At 72.1% G+C, this 16,166-nt stretch carries 18 protein-coding genes; 10 read left to right on the top strand and 8 right to left on the bottom strand.

The annotated features are described in order from the left end of the window. Positions 1–41 precede the first annotated feature (41 nt). Positions 42–968, top strand: a complete 927-nt coding sequence (locus E5N76_RS10790; RefSeq protein ID WP_149537303.1) for a ketopantoate reductase family protein — start codon at positions 42–44, stop codon at positions 966–968. A 97-nt stretch (positions 969–1,065) separates the two neighbouring features. Then, complete coding sequence (locus E5N76_RS10785; protein WP_149537302.1) at positions 1,066–1,710, top strand: TetR/AcrR family transcriptional regulator; 645 nt, start codon at positions 1,066–1,068, stop codon at positions 1,708–1,710. A gap of 41 nt (positions 1,711–1,751) precedes the next feature. On the opposite strand, the gene E5N76_RS10780 is transcribed toward E5N76_RS10785, so the two are convergent. From E5N76_RS10780 to E5N76_RS10770, 3 genes are all read right to left on the bottom strand, one after another. Next, positions 1,752–2,636 carry an LLM class F420-dependent oxidoreductase gene (locus E5N76_RS10780; RefSeq protein WP_187830100.1) on the bottom strand — a complete coding sequence of 295 codons (885 nt, stop codon included), beginning with the start codon at positions 2,634–2,636 and terminating at the stop codon, positions 1,752–1,754. 91 nt (positions 2,637–2,727) lie between these two features. After that, complete coding sequence (gene pcaG / locus E5N76_RS10775) at positions 2,728–3,336, bottom strand: protocatechuate 3,4-dioxygenase subunit alpha (RefSeq protein ID WP_149537300.1); 609 nt, start codon at positions 3,334–3,336, stop codon at positions 2,728–2,730. After that, entirely contained in the window at positions 3,330–4,040 is a 711-nt protein-coding gene (locus tag E5N76_RS10770) for a dioxygenase family protein (RefSeq protein ID WP_187830099.1), read from the bottom strand. The genes pcaG and E5N76_RS10770 overlap by 7 nt, the downstream gene beginning before the upstream one ends. A gap of 206 nt (positions 4,041–4,246) precedes the next feature. On the opposite strand from E5N76_RS10770, the gene E5N76_RS10765 reads away from it, so the two are divergent. From E5N76_RS10765 to E5N76_RS10750, 4 genes are all read left to right on the top strand, one after another. Then, positions 4,247–5,008: an alpha/beta fold hydrolase gene (locus E5N76_RS10765; RefSeq protein ID WP_149537298.1), complete on the top strand. Its 762-nt coding sequence runs from the start codon at positions 4,247–4,249 to the stop codon at positions 5,006–5,008. 276 nt (positions 5,009–5,284) lie between these two features. Beyond that, a complete protein-coding gene (locus E5N76_RS10760) occupies positions 5,285–6,142 on the top strand; it encodes an amidohydrolase family protein (protein WP_149537297.1) in 858 nt (285 codons plus the stop codon). Between the two features lie 209 nt (positions 6,143–6,351). Next, positions 6,352–7,347 (top strand): Bug family tripartite tricarboxylate transporter substrate binding protein, encoded by a 996-nt coding sequence (locus E5N76_RS10755; protein ID WP_149537296.1) that lies wholly within the window; start codon positions 6,352–6,354, stop codon positions 7,345–7,347. A gap of 346 nt (positions 7,348–7,693) precedes the next feature. Continuing rightward, the gene (locus E5N76_RS10750; RefSeq protein WP_149537295.1) at positions 7,694–8,209 is read left to right on the top strand and encodes a pyridoxamine 5'-phosphate oxidase family protein; all 516 of its coding nucleotides are present in this window, start codon (positions 7,694–7,696) and stop codon (positions 8,207–8,209) included. 105 nt (positions 8,210–8,314) lie between these two features. Here the strand turns inward: E5N76_RS10750 and E5N76_RS10745 are convergent, their stop codons facing one another. Beyond that, positions 8,315–9,244: a histone deacetylase family protein gene (locus tag E5N76_RS10745; protein WP_149537294.1), complete on the bottom strand. Its 930-nt coding sequence runs from the start codon at positions 9,242–9,244 to the stop codon at positions 8,315–8,317. Further along, the gene (locus tag E5N76_RS10740; protein ID WP_149537293.1) at positions 9,241–9,480 is read right to left on the bottom strand and encodes a sulfurtransferase TusA family protein; all 240 of its coding nucleotides are present in this window, start codon (positions 9,478–9,480) and stop codon (positions 9,241–9,243) included. The genes E5N76_RS10745 and E5N76_RS10740 overlap by 4 nt, the downstream gene beginning before the upstream one ends. Positions 9,481–9,554: 74 nt before the next feature. Here E5N76_RS10740 and E5N76_RS10735 point away from each other — a divergent pair, with 74 nt between their 5' ends. Genes E5N76_RS10735 through E5N76_RS10720 form a run of 4 tightly spaced genes read left to right on the top strand, consistent with a single transcriptional unit; the run spans position 9,555 to position 13,118 of the window. After that, positions 9,555–10,454, top strand: coding sequence for an ROK family protein (locus E5N76_RS10735; protein ID WP_149537292.1), 900 nt, complete (start codon positions 9,555–9,557; stop codon positions 10,452–10,454). Beyond that, positions 10,451–10,861: a hypothetical protein gene (locus E5N76_RS10730; RefSeq protein WP_149537291.1), complete on the top strand. Its 411-nt coding sequence runs from the start codon at positions 10,451–10,453 to the stop codon at positions 10,859–10,861. Before E5N76_RS10735 ends, E5N76_RS10730 begins: the two co-directional genes overlap by 4 nt. Next, positions 10,861–12,132 (top strand): DNA polymerase IV, encoded by a 1,272-nt coding sequence (locus E5N76_RS10725; protein ID WP_457852676.1) that lies wholly within the window; start codon positions 10,861–10,863, stop codon positions 12,130–12,132. The genes E5N76_RS10730 and E5N76_RS10725 overlap by 1 nt, the downstream gene beginning before the upstream one ends. A 59-nt stretch (positions 12,133–12,191) precedes the next feature. Beyond that, on the top strand, positions 12,192–13,118 hold the full coding sequence (locus E5N76_RS10720) for a manganese catalase family protein (protein WP_149537290.1): 927 nt from the start codon (positions 12,192–12,194) through the stop codon (positions 13,116–13,118). Between the two features lie 137 nt (positions 13,119–13,255). Here E5N76_RS10720 and E5N76_RS10715 read toward each other — a convergent pair whose 3' ends face one another. The 3 genes from E5N76_RS10715 to E5N76_RS10705 form a co-directional block, all read right to left on the bottom strand. Further along, the gene (locus E5N76_RS10715; RefSeq protein WP_235907654.1) at positions 13,256–14,083 is read right to left on the bottom strand and encodes an ABC transporter permease; all 828 of its coding nucleotides are present in this window, start codon (positions 14,081–14,083) and stop codon (positions 13,256–13,258) included. A 96-nt stretch (positions 14,084–14,179) separates the two neighbouring features. After that, positions 14,180–15,109 (bottom strand): ABC transporter permease, encoded by a 930-nt coding sequence (locus E5N76_RS10710; RefSeq protein ID WP_235907653.1) that lies wholly within the window; start codon positions 15,107–15,109, stop codon positions 14,180–14,182. 22 nt (positions 15,110–15,131) lie between these two features. Continuing rightward, entirely contained in the window at positions 15,132–15,893 is a 762-nt protein-coding gene (locus tag E5N76_RS10705; protein WP_149537288.1) for an HpcH/HpaI aldolase family protein, read from the bottom strand. Between the last annotated feature and the right edge of the window lie 273 nt (positions 15,894–16,166).

Below are 16,166 nucleotides of genomic sequence, written 5' to 3'. Positions count from 1 at the left end.
GCCAGGCCAAAGCCCGGTATTCAGGCAAGGAGCGTCCACCCATGAAGCTGCTCATCGTCGGCGCCGGTTCCACCGGCGGCTATTTCGGCGCCAGGCTCGCCGCCGCCGGGCGGGACGTCACCTTCCTGCTCCGCCCCGGCCGGGCGAAGCAGATCGCCGCGCAGGGGCTGCAGATCGTCAGCCCGCATCATGGCGACCTCAGCATCACCCCGCGCGTGGTGACGACGGGCAGCATCGACGGCGCCTATGATGCCATCCTGCTGACGGTGAAGGCCTATCACCTGGACCAGGCGCTGGAGGACATCGCGCCCGCGGTCGGGAAGGAGACGATGATCATGCCGGTGCTGAACGGCATGCGGCATGTCGATGCCATCACCGCCCGCTTCGGCGCCAAGGCCCTGATCGGCGGCGTCTGCAAGGTGGCGACCACGCTGGACGCGGAAGGCCGCATCCGCCAGCTCGCCCCCTTCCAGAGCCTGACCTATGGCGAGATGGACGGCAGCGAGACGCCGCGCCTCCGCGCCCTGGACGCGGCGCTTTCGGGTGCTGGCTTCGACGCCGTCCTCTCGCCCAGGGTGGTGGCGGAGATGTGGGAGAAATGGGTGCTGCTGGCCTCGCTGGGCGGCGTCACCTGCCTGGGCGGCGGGCCGGTGGGCCAGGTGGTAGCAACGCCGGGCGGCTCTGCCTTCATCCTCGGCCTGATCGACGAGGTGGTGGCGGTGACGAATGCGGAGGGCTTCCCGCCGGCGCCCGCCTTCCTCTCCCTGATCCGGACGCAGTTCAGCAACCCGGCCTCGCCCCAGGCCTCCTCCATGTTCCGCGACATGCAGGATGGGCGCTGGGTGGAGGCGGACCAGATCCTCGGCGACATGGTCGCCCGCGGCGCGCAGCACGGCATCGCCACGCCGCTGCTGAACGCGGCGCATACGCGGCTGCGGGTCTATCAGGCCGGCATCGGCCAGGCCTGATCGCCCGCAGCCGCCGCCGGATGACCGCGCGGCGCCGCCGAAGGATGGAGCGTGACCGGCGCCGCCGCATCACGCACAGGGGTTGAGCCGAAGCCGGATGCGCTACGACAGCGAACACAAGGCGCAAACCCGCGACCGCCTGCTGCAGGAGGCGGCGCGGGCCATCAAGGCAGCCGGGCCGGAAGGCGTCGGCATCGCCGAGGTGATGCGCCGCGCCGGCCTGACCCATGGCGGCTTCTACGCGCATTTCCCGAACAAGGAGGCGCTGGTCGCCGCCGCCCTGGACCGCATGTTCGAGGAAGCCGTGGCGCGCTTTGCCAAGCGCATCGACGGGCTCCCGCCGCGCGAGGCGTTGGCCCACACCATCGACGCCTATCTTTCCCCGTTGCACCAGGATTCCGTGGCGGAAGGCTGCCCGCTGCCGGCCCTCGCCCCGGATGTGGCGCGGCTGAGTCCCGCGCTGCGTGCCCGCTTCGGTGCCGGGCTGGCGCGGATGCAGGCGGGGGCGGCAGCGCTGCTCCGCGCCCTGGGCCATGGGGAGGAAGAGGCGGCGCAGCTCGCCGCCTCCCTCTACGCGGAGATGGCCGGCGCCATCGCCCTGGCGCGGGCCTGCGCGGAGCCGGCGCAGGCCGCCGCCCTCCGCAATGGCTGCCGCGTCGCGCTGAAGGCGCGCTTCGGCCTTAGAGCAGATCGCCGGAGGGCGGCATCGCCCGGAGGCGTGAATCTGCTCTACAATCCATGAGCTAGAGCGGTTTCGCGCTGCACAGTCAGCGTGAAACCGCTCTAGCGCGAGCAGGGCCTGATCACCTGCTCCCCGAAGCGGGCGAGGTTGGCTTCCAGATCCGGCATGAAGGCCGTCAGCGGCAGGACGACGCGCTGCACGCCCAGGGCGCGGCGCGCCTCCACCGCGGCGACGGGATCCTTGCCGGACGTGGGCAGCGCATCCGGGCAGCCGGTGATCATCTCGATCGCCGCGGGGTCGCGCCCCGCCTTCTCCGCCGCGGCACGGACGACATCGAACAGCGGAAAGACATCGGTCTGCGAGCCGATGGAGGGGAAGAAGCCGTCGCCCAGCCGCCCTGCCCGCTTCGCCGCCGCCTCGGAGCTGCCGCCGACGATGATGGGCACCTTGCCGACCGGCTTCGGATAGCAATGCAGGCTGGGGAAGCGGACGAACTCGCCCTGGAATTCCGTCGGACCGGGCGACCACAGGGCGCGCATGACGGCGACGAATTCATCCGCGCGCTTGCCGCGGCGCTCGAAGGGCATGCCCAGCGCCTCGAATTCCTCCTTCAGCCAGCCCACGCCGATGCCGAATTCGAAGCGGCCGCCGCTCATCATGTCGAGCGTCGCGACCTGCTTGGCCAGCACCACCGGCTCCCGCTGCGGCAGGATGACGACGCCGGTCAGCAGCTTCAGCTTCGTCGTGGCGGCGGCGAGGAAGGCCAGCCAGACCAGCGGGTCCGGCCAGTCGCCATCCATCTGCCCCGGCAGGCGGCCATCGGCGGAATAGGGGTAGCGGGTGGCGAAGCCCTCCGGCAGCACCACATGGTCCACGGCCAGGACGGAATCGAATCCCGCCGCCTCCGCCGCACGGCCGAGGCGCGCCGCGCCGGCGGCATCGGGGAACACCAGATTGCCGAAATGCAGCGCGAATTTCACCGTCATCCTCCCGCTCCTGCTTGCGGGCACTACCGCATGGCTGGCCGCCCGACGCAAGCCAGCGCGCCGCAGCGGCGCGACCCTCCGGCCTGAGACGCTACTCGACGAAGAAGGGCGTCTCCGCCCCGCCGCGCAATTGCAGGTCGAAGCGGAAGGCGCGGCAGCCCGCCGCCTCGCCATCCGGCTGCGCCAGCAGCAGGGGGCGGCGCGCCGCCGGCACCGCGGCCAGCACCGGGTCCGCTTCGTTCGGGCCGGGGAAATCCGGGAAGAAGACAGTGGTGAAGAGGGTGCGCATCAGCCCGCTCGCCATCACCGCCAGCTCGATATGCGGGGCGCGGGGGCCGGCGGCATCGGTGAAGCCGCCGGGCAGCAGGGTATGGAATTCATAGCCGCCCGCGGCATCGGTCCAGGCGCGGCCCCAGCCGAGGAAATCCGGATCCGCCAGCGCGCATTCCGGGTCCTTCGGGTGGCGGAAGCGGCCGGCGGCATCGGCCTGCCAGGCTTCCAGGATGGCGTTCACGCAAGGAATGCCCCCCTCCCGCCGCACCACCCCGCGCAGCAGGATGCGCTCGCCGCGCGTGCTCGGCGCCGCCGCGGCGGAAACGCGCGTCAGGTCGTTGTCGCCGGCCTGGAAGAAGGTCTGCGGAAAGAACGGCCCGATGGTCTGGGAGGGGGTGGGCAGCAGGGGCGCGTTGGGCTTCAGCATGGCGGCGTCGCCGCCCGGCCGCGCAGCACGATGTCATGGCGGAAGCCGAGCCAGCCGGCCCCCACCTCGGCCGGCGGCAGGGCGGTGGCGAGCAGCCGCTGCCGCGCCGCCGCCTCCGGCACCGCCATGAAGATGTGGTCGAAGGGGTTCAGCGGCTCGCCGGGGAAGAACATCTGCGTCACCAGCCGGCTGAGGCTGGCCGGGCCGATGACCGAGAAATGCACATGCGGCGGCCGCCACCACACCTCCTTCGTCGGCACCGGATAGGCGCCGGGCTTCACGGTGAAGAAGCCGAAGCCGCCTTCCGCATCCGTCCGCACCCGGCCATTGCCGATGAAATTCGGGTCCAGCGGCGCGTCCCGCGTGGTGTCATTCGGATGGAAATAGCGGCCGGCGGCATTGGCCTGCCACAGCTCCACCACGGCGCCGCGGACCGGGCGGCCATCCTCGTCCAGGATGCGGCCGGCGATGTGGATGAGCTGGCCGATGGCTGGCCTGCCGGGGTTGGGCGTGGCCAGGTTCATCTCGTCGCAGGGCAGCTTGCGGTCGAGGTCGAGCGGGCCGGTGAACTGGCCGCGGCCGGCCGGGCGGCGGATCGGCGCCTCGGCGGGGCTGTGGGTGAAGGTGCCGGGGTAGCCTGGCGTCGGCACCACGGGCTGGACGCCGGGCGGCCAGGGGTCGAAGCGGTCGGGCAGGCTGTCCATGGCGTTTCCCTCCGGCGGCGATGCTACCGCCCTGGCGCGGCGCATTGCCAGGGGCGGGCGGGATGCCGGGGCCCCCGCCGGCCGGAACCCGCGCCCCGTCGACCTGGCTGGGCTAGGCTGGTCCGGGATTCAGCTTGCCGGCGGATGGTGACGCCTGGCCTTTCCGGCCAGCCGCACCACGCGCCGGAAGGCGGGAGGAGACCGAAATGGCCGAACGCCGCATCCTCGCCCGGGGCGAGGCGCGCATCGAGGTGCTGGAGGAGGGCGAGGGCCCGCCCGTGCTGCTGCTGCCCTCGCTGGGCCGGGGCGCGGAGGATTTCGCCGCGGTCGCGCCGCTGGTCGCCGCCGCCGGCTTCCGGGTGATCCGGCCGGAGCCGCGCGGCATCGGTGCCTCCCAGGGCCCCATGGAGGGGTTGACGCTCTACGACCTGGCGGCGGATGCGGCGGCGGCGCTGCCCGGGCCGGCGGTGGTGGCGGGGCATGCCTTCGGCAATTGGGTGGCGCGGGCGCTGGCGGCCTCGCAGCCGGGACTGGTGCGGGGCGTGGTGCTGCTGGCAGCCTCGATCGGGGTGAAGGCGGCGCCTGACATCCGCGCCGCCATCGATGGTAGCTTCGACCCCGCCCTGCCGGAAGCGGAGCGGCTGCGCCACCTGCAGCGCGGCTATTTCGCGCCGGGACATGATGCGCGGGTCTGGCTCAGCGGCTGGCATCCGCCGGTGGCGCACATGCAGCGGGCGGCGACGGCGGCGACGGACGAGGCCTGGAAGCGCGTGGCCGACCGGGTGCAGACGCTCTATGTCGCAGCAGCCCAGGACACCATCGCCCCGGTGCCGACCGAAGCGGAATTGCGCCGCCTGATCGGCGCCCGGGCGGAGCTGATGGTGGTGCCCGATGCCGGCCACGCCCTGCTGCCGGAACAGCCCGAGGCGACGGCAGCGGCGCTGGTTGCCTTCGCCCGGGCGTGTTGACTGGTTGGGGGCTCCGCCCCCGAACCTTGCTGATTGGGGGCTCCGCCCCCCAACCCCCGCCAGGGGCTCTGCCCCTGGACCCCGCCGGGGGGTGGACCACCCCCCGGACCCCGGTCTGAGTTTGGGACCTGAGGTTTGAACCTGCCGACTCTCACCGAGGTCCTCTGGTGGGGCAAGGGGGGCGAAGCCCCGTTCCGGCCCGGATTGCCCCCGCCATCGCCCCGCGCCTATGCTTCCCGCAACGCGCCGCCGCAGGCGGACGAAGGGAGGAACCGCATGGCTCAGAGCCCATCAGCGGCCGCCGCGGACTCCGCCCGGGCCCCTGGCCCGGCGCAGGACACGCCGCTCGTCGACACCCACTTCCACCTCTACCTGCGGGACATGCCCCTCACCGGCTGGGCCTGGCACCACCCGCCGGAGGATGCGACGGCCGAGCAATTCCTCTCGGTCATGGATGCGCATGGCGTCGGCTTCGGCGTGGTCGCCGCCGCCAGCCTCCATGGCGACTACCACGACTACACCGTCCGTTCCCTGCGCCGGCATAAGCGGCTGCGCGGCACCGTCTTCCTGCGGCCGGAGACGGATCTCTACACCATGGAGCGGATGAAGGCGGACGGCATCGTCGGCATCCGCCTGTTCTTCCGCCGCGTGCCCAACCCGCCCGATCTGCGCTCCGCCGAATACCGGCTGCTGCTGCGCCGCGTGCGCGACCTGGGCTGGCATGTGCACACCCTGGTCGGCAGCCCGATGCTGCCGGACATCATCGCGGCGATGGAGGAGGCCGGGGTGAAGCTCGTCATCGACCATATGGGCCATCCCGATCCGGCGCAGGGCGTGAACTGCCCCGGCTTCCGGGCGATGCTCGCGGCGGTCGAGCGCGGCCGCACCTGGGTGAAGCTTTCCGCCGGCTTCCGCGTCGCCTCGCCGGAGGCGGCGCGGGCGCATGCCAGGGCGCTGCTCGCCGTCGCCGGCGGGGAACGGCTGGTCTGGGGCAGCGACTGGCCCTTCGCCGCCTTCGAGGGCCGCGTCACCTATGCCGACACCATCACCGCGCTGCGTGACTGGGTACCGGATGCCGCGCTGCGCCGGCAGATCACCGGCGATACGCCGATGCGCCTCTATTTCGCGGAATAGGACCTGTTGAGGAGTGGGAGAGGCGGAGGCCCGACGGGGAATTCTTCGCACTGGGCAGGGTTGCGGCACCGCCGCAACGGCGCGGCCAGGGCAGGTTGCCGCGGCGGGCCGGCTGCCGAACCCGGCCGCCGCAAGGACCCGCCAGAGCGACCCTCGCCGTTCCGCAATCGGCCCCGGGCACGGAAACGCAACACAAGGGAGGGATCGCCATGGGGGAGATCACGCGCCGCGGCCTCGGCGCCTTCGGCACCGGGCTCGGCCTCGCCGCCGCCCTGCCGGCCCTGGCGCAGCCCGGCTCGCCGCAACCCTGGCCCAGCCGCGCGGTGGCGCTGGTGGTGCCCTTCGTCCCCGGCGGCTCCGCCGATGTCATCGGCCGGCCCCTGGCGCAGCACCTCTCGGCGGCTTTCGGACAGAGCTTCGTCGTGGACAATCGCGGCGGCGCCAATGGCAATGTCGGCACCCATCTGGTGGTGCGGGCGGAGCCGGACGGGCAGATGTTGCTGGTCACCACCAACGGCCCGGTCTCGACGAACATGCTGCTGTTCCGGACCATGCCCTACAACCCGCTCACCGATCTCACGCCGGTCGCGCTGCTCTCCGACCTGCCGGTGATCGTCGTCGCACGGCGGGACGCGCCCTATGCCTCGCTGGCGGAGATGTTCGCCTATGCCCGGGCCAATCCGGGGAAGATCAATTGCGGCGTGCCGGCGACCGGCGCGCTCGGCCACCTGGCGGCGGAGCTGCTGCAGCGGCGGGCGGGGATCGAGTTCACCATCGTGCCCTTCCGCGGCGGCGCCACGGCGGCGACGGGGCTGCTGAGCGGCGTGGTGGAGGTCTCGATCGACCTGGTGCCGGCCTACCAGGCGCATATCCAGGCGGGGACGGTCCGCGCCCTCGGCGTCGCCGCGACGGAGAGGCTGGAGGCGCTGCCGGGAGCGGAGCCCATCGCCTCCCAGGGGCTGCCGGGCTTCGAGGCGCTGGGCTGGACGGCGATCCTCGGCCCGCCGGGGCTGCCTGCCGGAATCGTGCAGAAGGTGAACGAGGCGGCCAACCGCTTCCTGGACAAGCCCGAGATCAAGGCGATGCAGAGCGCATTGGGCTCCCGCATCCTGGGCGGCACGCCGCAGGACCTGGCGCGGCGGATGCAGGCGGAAGTGGCGCTGTGGCGGCCGGTGATCGCGGCGGCGGGGATCACGCTGGACTAGAGCGGGATCGGTTGAGCTGCGCTCACCCGCCCCGCTCTAGCTCATTGTTCGGTCGCGTGATTCACGGTTTCGGTCGATTCGACCTCAACCGATCACGCTCTAGGCGTTGGGGGCTTTGCCCGTTGCAGCGATGCCGCCCCCCCCCGCCACGGGCAAGGCCTCCCTCCGGACCCCGCCCCGGCTGGTTCAACCCACGGGCCTGAACCTCACATCGGGGTCCGGGCCAGGTCCTGATCCCAAAGCGGGGTTGGCGGCACAGCCGGCAACGGCAGCGCCCCGATCTTCCCCTTCGGTGCAACCACGCCCGCGGCCCCCCGTTGCTGCCCGAAAGCGAGAGGAGCCCGCGATGGTGCAAACCCGCAGCGATGCCGAGGCCAAGCGCAAGGTCTGGGACATGATCAAGGATGTCGAAGTCGCCATGATGGTGACGCAGGACAGCGAGGGCCGCTTCCGCGGCCGCCCGATGCGCGCGGTCAACCGCGAATTCGACGGCGTGCTGTGGTTCTTCGCCACCGCCGGCGCGCCGGTCACCGGGGAGACGGCGGAGGATGGCCGCGTGCTGCTGGCCTATGCCGATCCGCGCGGCCAGAATTACGTCTCCATCTACGGCACGGCGGAGGTGGTGAAGGATCCCGCGAAGCAGAAGCAGCTCTGGTCGGAGCCGCTGCGCGTCTGGTTCCCCGGTGGCGCCGAGGACCCGAAGGTGGCGCTGATCCGCGTGGACTGCGAGGGCGCGGAATACTGGGATGCGCCGAGCAGCACGCTGGTGCACGCCTATGGCTATCTGAAGGCCGTCACCACCGGCCAGCCGCCGCATCCGGGGGCGAATGACAAGGTGGATCTCAACAAGAAGGCGGGCTGAGCGGGCGCGGTCGCCCCCACCACCCCATATGCCATCCCCACCCTGACCTCCCCCGCTGGAGGGGGAGGGCTGGGGTGGGGGTGGCTGTCCACCCGCGAAACACCGTCAGGCGCGCAGCAGCACCCGCACATGCGCCGCCGCGCTGGCCGCCAGCGCCTCCAGATCGTAGCCGCCTTCCAGCAGGCTCACCACGCGGCCGCGGCAATGCCGCTCCGCCAGGGCGCAGATCTCCGCGGTCAGCCAGGCGAAATCCGCCTCCCGCACCCGTAGCTGGGCCAGCGGGTCGCGGGCATGCGCGTCGAAGCCGGCGGAGACCACCACCAGCTCCGGCGCGAAACCCTCCACCGCCGGCAGCAGCTCCGCCGCCCAGGCGGCGCGGAAGGCCTCGCCATCCGCGCCCGGCCGCAGCGGGGCGTTGAACACATTGCCCACCCCCCGCTCCCGCGCCGCCCCGGTGCCGGGGTAGAGCGGGAATTGGTGGGAGGAGGCGTAGAGGATGCTCGCATCGTCCTCCACGCAGGCCTGGCTGCCATTGCCGTGATGCACGTCGAAATCGAGGATCGCGACACGTGCCGCGCCATGTGCCCGCTGCGCCTGCCGCGCCGCGATGACGGCGCTGGAGAAGAAGCAGAAGCCCATGGGCCGGCGCGGCTCGGCATGGTGGCCGGGCGGGCGCACGGCGCAGAAGGCGCGGCGGACCTCGCCGCGCATTACCGCATCCACCGCCGCCACCGCGGCGCCGGCGGCGCGGGAGGCGGCCTCGGCGCTGCCATGGCTCATCAGCGTGTCGGCATCCAGCGGCACCGTCTCGCCCTCCGCCGGGCGGATGCCGAGGATCGCCGCCACATACTCCGCCGGATGCGCCAGGGCGAGCTGCTCCGCCGTCGCCTCCGGCGCCTCGCCGCGGATCAGCTCGGCGAATTCCTCGTCGTCCAGGGCGCGCAGCACGGCGCGCAGCCGGTCCGGCGATTCCGGATGCCCCTCCCCCGGCTCATGCCGCAGGCAGGCGCGATGGGTCAGCAGCAGCACGCTCATGCGGCGGGCTCGGCCCGCTTGCGCAGGACGAAGCGCAGCACCTCTCCCTCCTGCGCCTGGGTCACCAGGGTGTGGCCGGTCTCGGCGCAGAAGGCGGGGAAGTCACGGGCAGCGGCGGGGTCGGTCGCCAGCACCGTCAGCTCCGCCCCCGGCGCCAGGCCGCGCAGCGCCTTGTTCGCCTTCAGCACCGGCAGCGGGCAGGACAGGCCGCGGACATCGAGCAGGGTTTCCACCATGGCGGCCAGTCCAGCACCGGGGCGGCCCCGCCGCAAGGCTTGCGGCAGGGCCGGCGGCACCGCAATTTCCCGGCATGACGCTGCGCATCGGCATCGACCTCGGCGGGACCAAGACGGAGATCGTGGCGCTGGACGCCGCCGGGGTGGCGCGGCTGCGCCGCCGGGCGCCGACGCCCCCGGCCTATGATGGCGTGATCGGCCTGGTCGGGGCGCTGGTCGAGGCGGCGGAGGCGGAGCTGGACGCGCGCGGCACGGTCGGCATCGGCATCCCCGGCAGCCTCTCCCCCGCCACCGGGAAGGTGCGCGGCGCCAATTCCACCTGGCTGAATGGCGGCCGCCTGGACCGCGACCTGGCGGCAAGGCTGGGGCGGGAGGTGCGCGTGTCCAACGACGCCAATTGCCTGGCGATGAGCGAGGCGGCGGATGGCGCCGGCGCCGGCTTCGGCACGGTCTTCGCCGTCATCCTCGGCACCGGCGTCGGCGCCGGGATCGTGAGCGGCGGGCGGCTGCTGGAGGGGCGGAACCGCATCGCCGGCGAATGGGGCCACAACCCCCTGCCCTGGATGAATGCGGCGGAATTCCCCGGCCCCGCCTGCTGGTGCGGCCAGCGCGGCTGCATCGAGACCTTCCTCTGCGGCCCGGCCCTGGCCGCCGAGGCCGATGGGCCGGGCGCCCGCGACGCCAGCGCCCTGCCCGACCGCGCCGCCGCCGGCGACATGGCCGCCGCGGCGGCGCTGGAACGGCATGCGGACCGGCTGGCCCGGGCGCTGGCGCATGTGGTGAACATCCTCGACCCGGATGCCATCGTGCTGGGCGGCGGGCTTTCCAACATGGCGCATCTCTATGCGGAGGTACCGCTTCGCTGGGGCCGCTTCGTGTTCAGCGACGTGGTGACGACGAAGCTGCTGCCGGCGAAGCATGGCGACAGCTCCGGCGTGCTGGGCGCGGCGCGGCTCTGGGATGGGGTGGGATGATGCCGGTCCCCGGCTTCTGGGCAGGGGTGGCCTCCACCGTGCTGAGCAGCCTGATCGAGCTGATCACCTGGGCGCCCTTCGCGGCATCTCTAGAGGCCCGGCTCGCCCCGGCTGGCTATGCCCTGGCGGAAAATCCCGGTGGGCTGGCGAATGGCTGGATCGCCACGAGCCTGGCGGCGCGGCGCCTGCCCTATGGCCTCCGGCCCAGGCTCGGCATGCTGTCCGGGGCATGGGTCAGCCTGTGCCTTGCGGTTGTCGCGGTCCTGCTGCTCGACATCCTGTCGCCCGGCTTCTGGCCGCCGCCCGAGGATGAGGAGGTGGGCGAATTGACGGGGCGGGAGCTGGCCCGGCTCTCGCTGCACAGCCTTTGGATCTGCGCCCTCCCCTTCCTCGTCCGGCGCCGCTGATGCCCGCCCTCATGCCCGCCCTCTGCCGCGACTGCTGCCAGGAGGCTCCGGCGGACCGCCCCACCTGCCCCGCCTGCGGCAGCCGCCGCCTGGTGCGGCATGCGGAGCTCTTCACCCTCACCGTCGCCCATATCGATTGCGACGCCTTCTATGCCAGCATCGAGAAGCGGGACCGGCCGGAGCTGCTGGCGAGGCCCGTCATCGTCGGCGGCGGCAAGCGCGGCGTGGTCTCCGCCGCCTGCTACCTGGCCCGCACGACCGGCGTGCGGAGTGCGATGCCGATGTTCAAGGCGCTCCGCCTTTGCCCGGATGCCGTGGTCATCAAGCCGCAGATGGCGAAATACGTCGCCGCCGCGCGGCAGATTCGAGAGCTGATGGAGGCGCTGACGCCGCTGGTGCAGCCGCTCTCGATCGACGAGGCGGTGCTGGACCTGCGCGGCACCGAGGCGCTGCACCGCGCCCCGCCCGCCCTCACCCTGGCCCGCTTCGCGCTCGACGTGGAGCGGCAGGTGGGCGTCACCATCTCCCTCGGCCTCGCCCCCAACCGGCTGCTGGCCAAGCTGACGGCGGAGCGCGACAAGCCGCGCGGCTTCGCCGTGCTGGGCGCCTCGGAGGCCGCCGCCTGGCTGGCGCCGCAGCCCGTCTCGCTGCTGCCCGGCGTCGGCCCTGCCCTGCAGAAGCGGCTGGAAGCGGCCGGCTTCACCCGCCTCGGCCAGCTCGCCGCACTCGATGCGCGGGAAGCGCTGCGGCGCTTCGGCGAAGACGGGCCCAGCCTCGCTGCCCGGGCGCGCGGGGAGGACAGCCGCCCCGTCGATCCCAGCCGCGAGGTGAAGAGCATCAGCGCCGAGACCACCTTCGAGACCGACCTCGCCACCCTCGCGACGCTGGAAGCCCCGCTCTGGCGGCTCTGCGAGAAGCTGGGGCGGCGGCTGCGCGACAAGAGCCTCGCCGCCGCCGGCGTGGTGCTGAAGCTGAAGACCGCCGATTTCCGCCAGCGCACCCGCAACATGCGCCTGCCGGTGCCGAGCCTGGTGCCGGAGACGCTCTTCGCCGCGGCGCGCAGCCTGCTGGCGAAGGAGGTGGATGGCACGGCATTCCGCCTCATCGGCATCGGCGCCCAGCCTTTGGCCCCGGCCGCGGCGGCGGACCAGGGCGACCTTGTGGACCCCGACGCGCCGCGGCGCAGGGCGCGCTGGCAGGCGATGGAAACGCTGCGCGCCCGTTTCGGTGAGGGGGCGGTTGCACTCGGGCGTGGATTGAGGCCGCGCTGAAGGCAACCGCAACCAGCGGCGGCCGTTGCTCGGGCTCCCTCCCTGAGGAGAGCCACCCCATGTTCCTCCGCGTCAACAAGCTGCAGATCGAGCTGCCGGCGCCGAAGCGCCAGGACCCCAATGCCGCCGCCGCCCTGCAGGAGCTGCTGGGTGGGAAATACGGGGAGATGTCCACGCTCGGGAACTACCTGTTCCAGAGCTTCAACTTCCGCAGCAAGAGCAAGCTGCGCCCCTTCTATAGCCTGGTCGCCGCCATCACGGCGGAGGAGCTGGGGCATGTGGAGCTGGTCAGCAACGGCGTCGCCATGCTGAACAACGGTCCGGACAGCGCGGCGGATGACAGCGGCGACGGCGGCGACATCAGCCAGGCACCGCAGGAGGCGATGAAGGATATCCGCCTCGCCGCCGGCTTCTTCTCCAATGGCGGCGGCGCCATGCCGGTGGACAGCAACGGCGCTTCCTGGAACCGGGACTTCGTGACCACCACGGGCAATGTGGTCTTCGACCTGCTGCATAATTTCCACCTGGAATGCGGCGCGCGGCTGCACAAGCTGCGGGTCTACGAGTCGCTGAGCGACCCGACCGGGCGGGAGGTCTGCGGCTACCTGCTGGTGCGCGGCTCGGTGCACGCGCATTCCTATGCGCTGGCGCTGAAGAAGCTGACGGGCGTCGAAATCGAGAAGATGCTGCCGACGCCGAACATCCCGCTGGCGAAGATCCCCGAGGCGCAGAAATTCCTCGATGAGGGCTCGCACCGCCGGCTCTATACCTTCAGCCCGGCCGACTACAAGGAGATCGCCGGCATCTGGGGCCAGGGCGAGCAGGCGCTGCCGGGCGACCCGCCGGGCGAGCTGCAGGTGGTGGACGGCATGCCGGAAGGCGGCAAGATTCACGACCTGGTCGGCCAGCCCAACGCCTTCACCCCGGACTACGCGCCGGAGGAGATGTACGAGATCGCGGCGAAGCTGACCCAGGCGATGCGCTGACTCCCCGCGAAGTCGCTGCGCGCCTCGCGGGGACCCCGGTTGGCGCCGTCCTGTCGGCGCCTCGCACAGCCAACCGAGGCGAAGCCTCGGTTGGCTACGGGCGGCGGGGTTCGGGCTGGGCGCAGTCGGCCCAGCGTTCAGCGCCGCGTCCGCACGCCGTCCGCCACCAACGAACAGGCGGTGACGGTCAGCAGGATGGCGAGGCCCGGCCAGAAGGCGGTCCAGGGTGCGGCGAAGATCATCTCCTGCGCATTGGCCAGCATATTGCCCCAGGAGGGCGCGGGGGGCTGGATGCCAAGGCCGAGGAAGCTCAGCGTGCTTTCCGCCAGCACCGCGCCGGCCACCGCCAGCGCCGTCGCCACCGCGATGGGGCTGGCGATGTTGGGCAGCACATGGCGCAGCAGCACCCGCGCCTCCGTGGCGCCGGAGATTCGGGCCGCCGCCACATAGTCCAGCGCAAGCTGGGTCAGCGCCGCGGCGCGGGCCAGGCGGGCGACGCCCACCCAGCCGAACAGCACCAGGATGACGGTGATGCGGGCGATGTCGGCCAGGGCTTCGCCGCGCGGCAGGCCGAAGCGGCCGGTATCCACCGCCGCCAGCACCACCAGCAGCGGCAGGGCGGGCAGCGCCAGCAGCCCGTCGGCCAGGCGCATCAGCACCGCCTCCACCCAGCCGCCGCGCCAGGCCGCGAGCAGCCCGATGGCGGTGCCCAGCAGCGTCGCCCCCAGCGCGACGCCGAGCCCCACCGCGAGCGACACCCGCGCCCCGTAGAGCAGCCGCAGCAGGATATCCCGCCCCAGCTCGTCGGTGCCCAGCGGATGCTCGGCCGAGGCTTCGGCGTAGCGCAGGAAGAGGTCCGGCGCGAAGGGATCGTGCCCCAGCGCCTGCCGGAGGATGCCGGCCCCGGCCGCCGCCGCCGCGAGCAGCGCCAGGATGCCGAGGCCGAGGGCGAGCCGCAGGGTCAAGGGCTGCTGGGGCCTTCCGGCCCTTGGGGGAGGTTCGAGGAGGATCGCGCCACATGGCGCGCCTCGCGGCACGACGCCCTCCTCATTGCCCCAGCCTCATTGCCCCAGCCTCGGGTCGATCGCCCGCTGCAGCATGTCCGCCGCCAGGGTCGCCAGCATGGTGACCAGCGCCGCCAGCAGCAGCGCCAGCAGGGCCAGGTTGTAGTCATTCCCCATGATGCTGTCGTAGATCAGCTTCCCCATCCCCGGCCGGGCGAAGATGGTCTCCGTCACCAGCGCGCCGGAGACCAGCGCCCCGGCATCCAGCGCGGCGACCGTCACCAGGGGAATGGCCGCGTTGGGGAAGGCGTGCCGCCACAGCACCGCGGCTTCCCGCAACCCCTTCATCCGCGCCGTGCGGATATAGGGCGCCGCGAGTTCCGCCTGCATCGCCGCCAGGGCGTGCCGCGCATAGGACGCGCAATTCACCAGCGCCAGCGTCGTCACCGGCAGCAGCAGGAAGCGCAGCGCCTCGCCCACCCCCTGCCCCTCCGCCGTCCCGCCCGCCGGCAGCCAGCCCAGCGTCACGGCGAAGAGGATGATGAGCATGAGGCCGAGCCAGAAGCTCGGCGTGGATTGCGCGAGGATGGCGACGGCATCCGCCACCCGCCCCAGCCAGGGCCGCGCCGCCCCCAGCACGCCCAGCAGCACGCCGCCCCCCGCCGCCAGCAGCAGCGACCAGCCGAGCAGGGTCAGCGTCGAGAGCAAGGCCGGCCACAGCACCGCGCCGGCGCGGAGGGAGAACAGCCGGGAATAGCCGAAATCGCCCCGCAGCACCGCGGCGGCCCAGGCCAGGTAGCGTTCCTGCAGCGGGCGATCCAGCCCATGGATCGCCCGCAGCTTCGCCACATCCGCGGCGCTCAGCGCCGGGTCGCCGAGCATGGCGAGGTCCAGCGGATCGCCCGGCATCAGCCCCATGGCCAGCCAGGTGAGCGCGGAGAGCAGAACCAGCGTCACCGCGATCTGCGGCAGCCGCCATGCCAGCATCCGCGCCATGCCGGACGCAGCCTCAGCCGCCGCGCGCCGCCTTCACCGCGGCCTTCGCCGCATTCACCATCAGCCCGACCTCGTTGGAGATGGTGACGAGCTTGAAGCCCATCTGGATCATCCGGTGGGCATATTCCGGCGTGCCGTTGTGCAGCCCGGCGGCGATGCCGCGCTTGGCCGTCGCCGCCAGCAGCTTCTCATAGATGCCGAGGATGAAGGGATCCTCGACATCCAGCTTCGGCGTCAGCCCGTATGAAAAAGAAAGATCCGAAGGCCCGATATAGATGCCGTCGATCCCCGGGACGTCGAGAATGGCGTCGATATTCTCAATCGCCGTCTTGGTCTCGATCATTGGGATGACGAGGATATTTTCGTTTGCCGTCTTCTGGTAGCCGCCGGCTTCGCCGTAAACTCCAGCGCGAATTGGGCCGTTGGAGCGCGTGCCTTGCGGTGGATACTTGCAGTACTGCACCAGATTGGCCGCTTCCTGGGGCGTGTTGATCATCGGGCAGATCACGCCATAGGCGCCGGCATCCAGCACCTTGCCGATGATGCCCGGCTCGTTCCACGGCACCCGCACCATCGGCGTGACGCCGGAAGGCTGGATGCCCTGGAAGCAGGCGACGCAGGAGAGGTAGTCCTGCACCCCGTGCTGCATGTCCACCGTGACGCTGTCCCAGCCGCACTGGCTGTACATCTCGGCGCTGAACGCGTTGGGGATGGCGAGCCAGCCATTCACCACAGCCTTGCCCGCCTGCCACGCTTCCTTGACCTTGTTCGGCATCGCTTCCTCGCTCCGCGTCGCGCAACGGGGCGGGCCACCGGCAGCGTGGCCGGCGGCGAAGCGGCGGGGCCGATCGTCACCGGGGCGTGGCCGGTGCAGCCCGTCTCCCCTGCCAGGACTAAGCGGCGTGCCGGTCAGCGTCAACGCGCCATGCAGCGCGTGGGCGCGGCGCGGTTAAGCCCTCGCTCACGCTTTTCCCGGCGGCGTGAGGCCGGCCTTCACCGGCGGGCAAGGAACTTCTGCAAATTTTGAGACAGGGATCAAAAAAAGCGT

The organism is Siccirubricoccus phaeus, assembly GCF_008360935.1.
Lineage (GTDB): Bacteria > Pseudomonadota > Alphaproteobacteria > Acetobacterales > Acetobacteraceae > Siccirubricoccus > Siccirubricoccus phaeus.
This window is presented reverse-complemented; position numbering and strand designations above follow the sequence as displayed.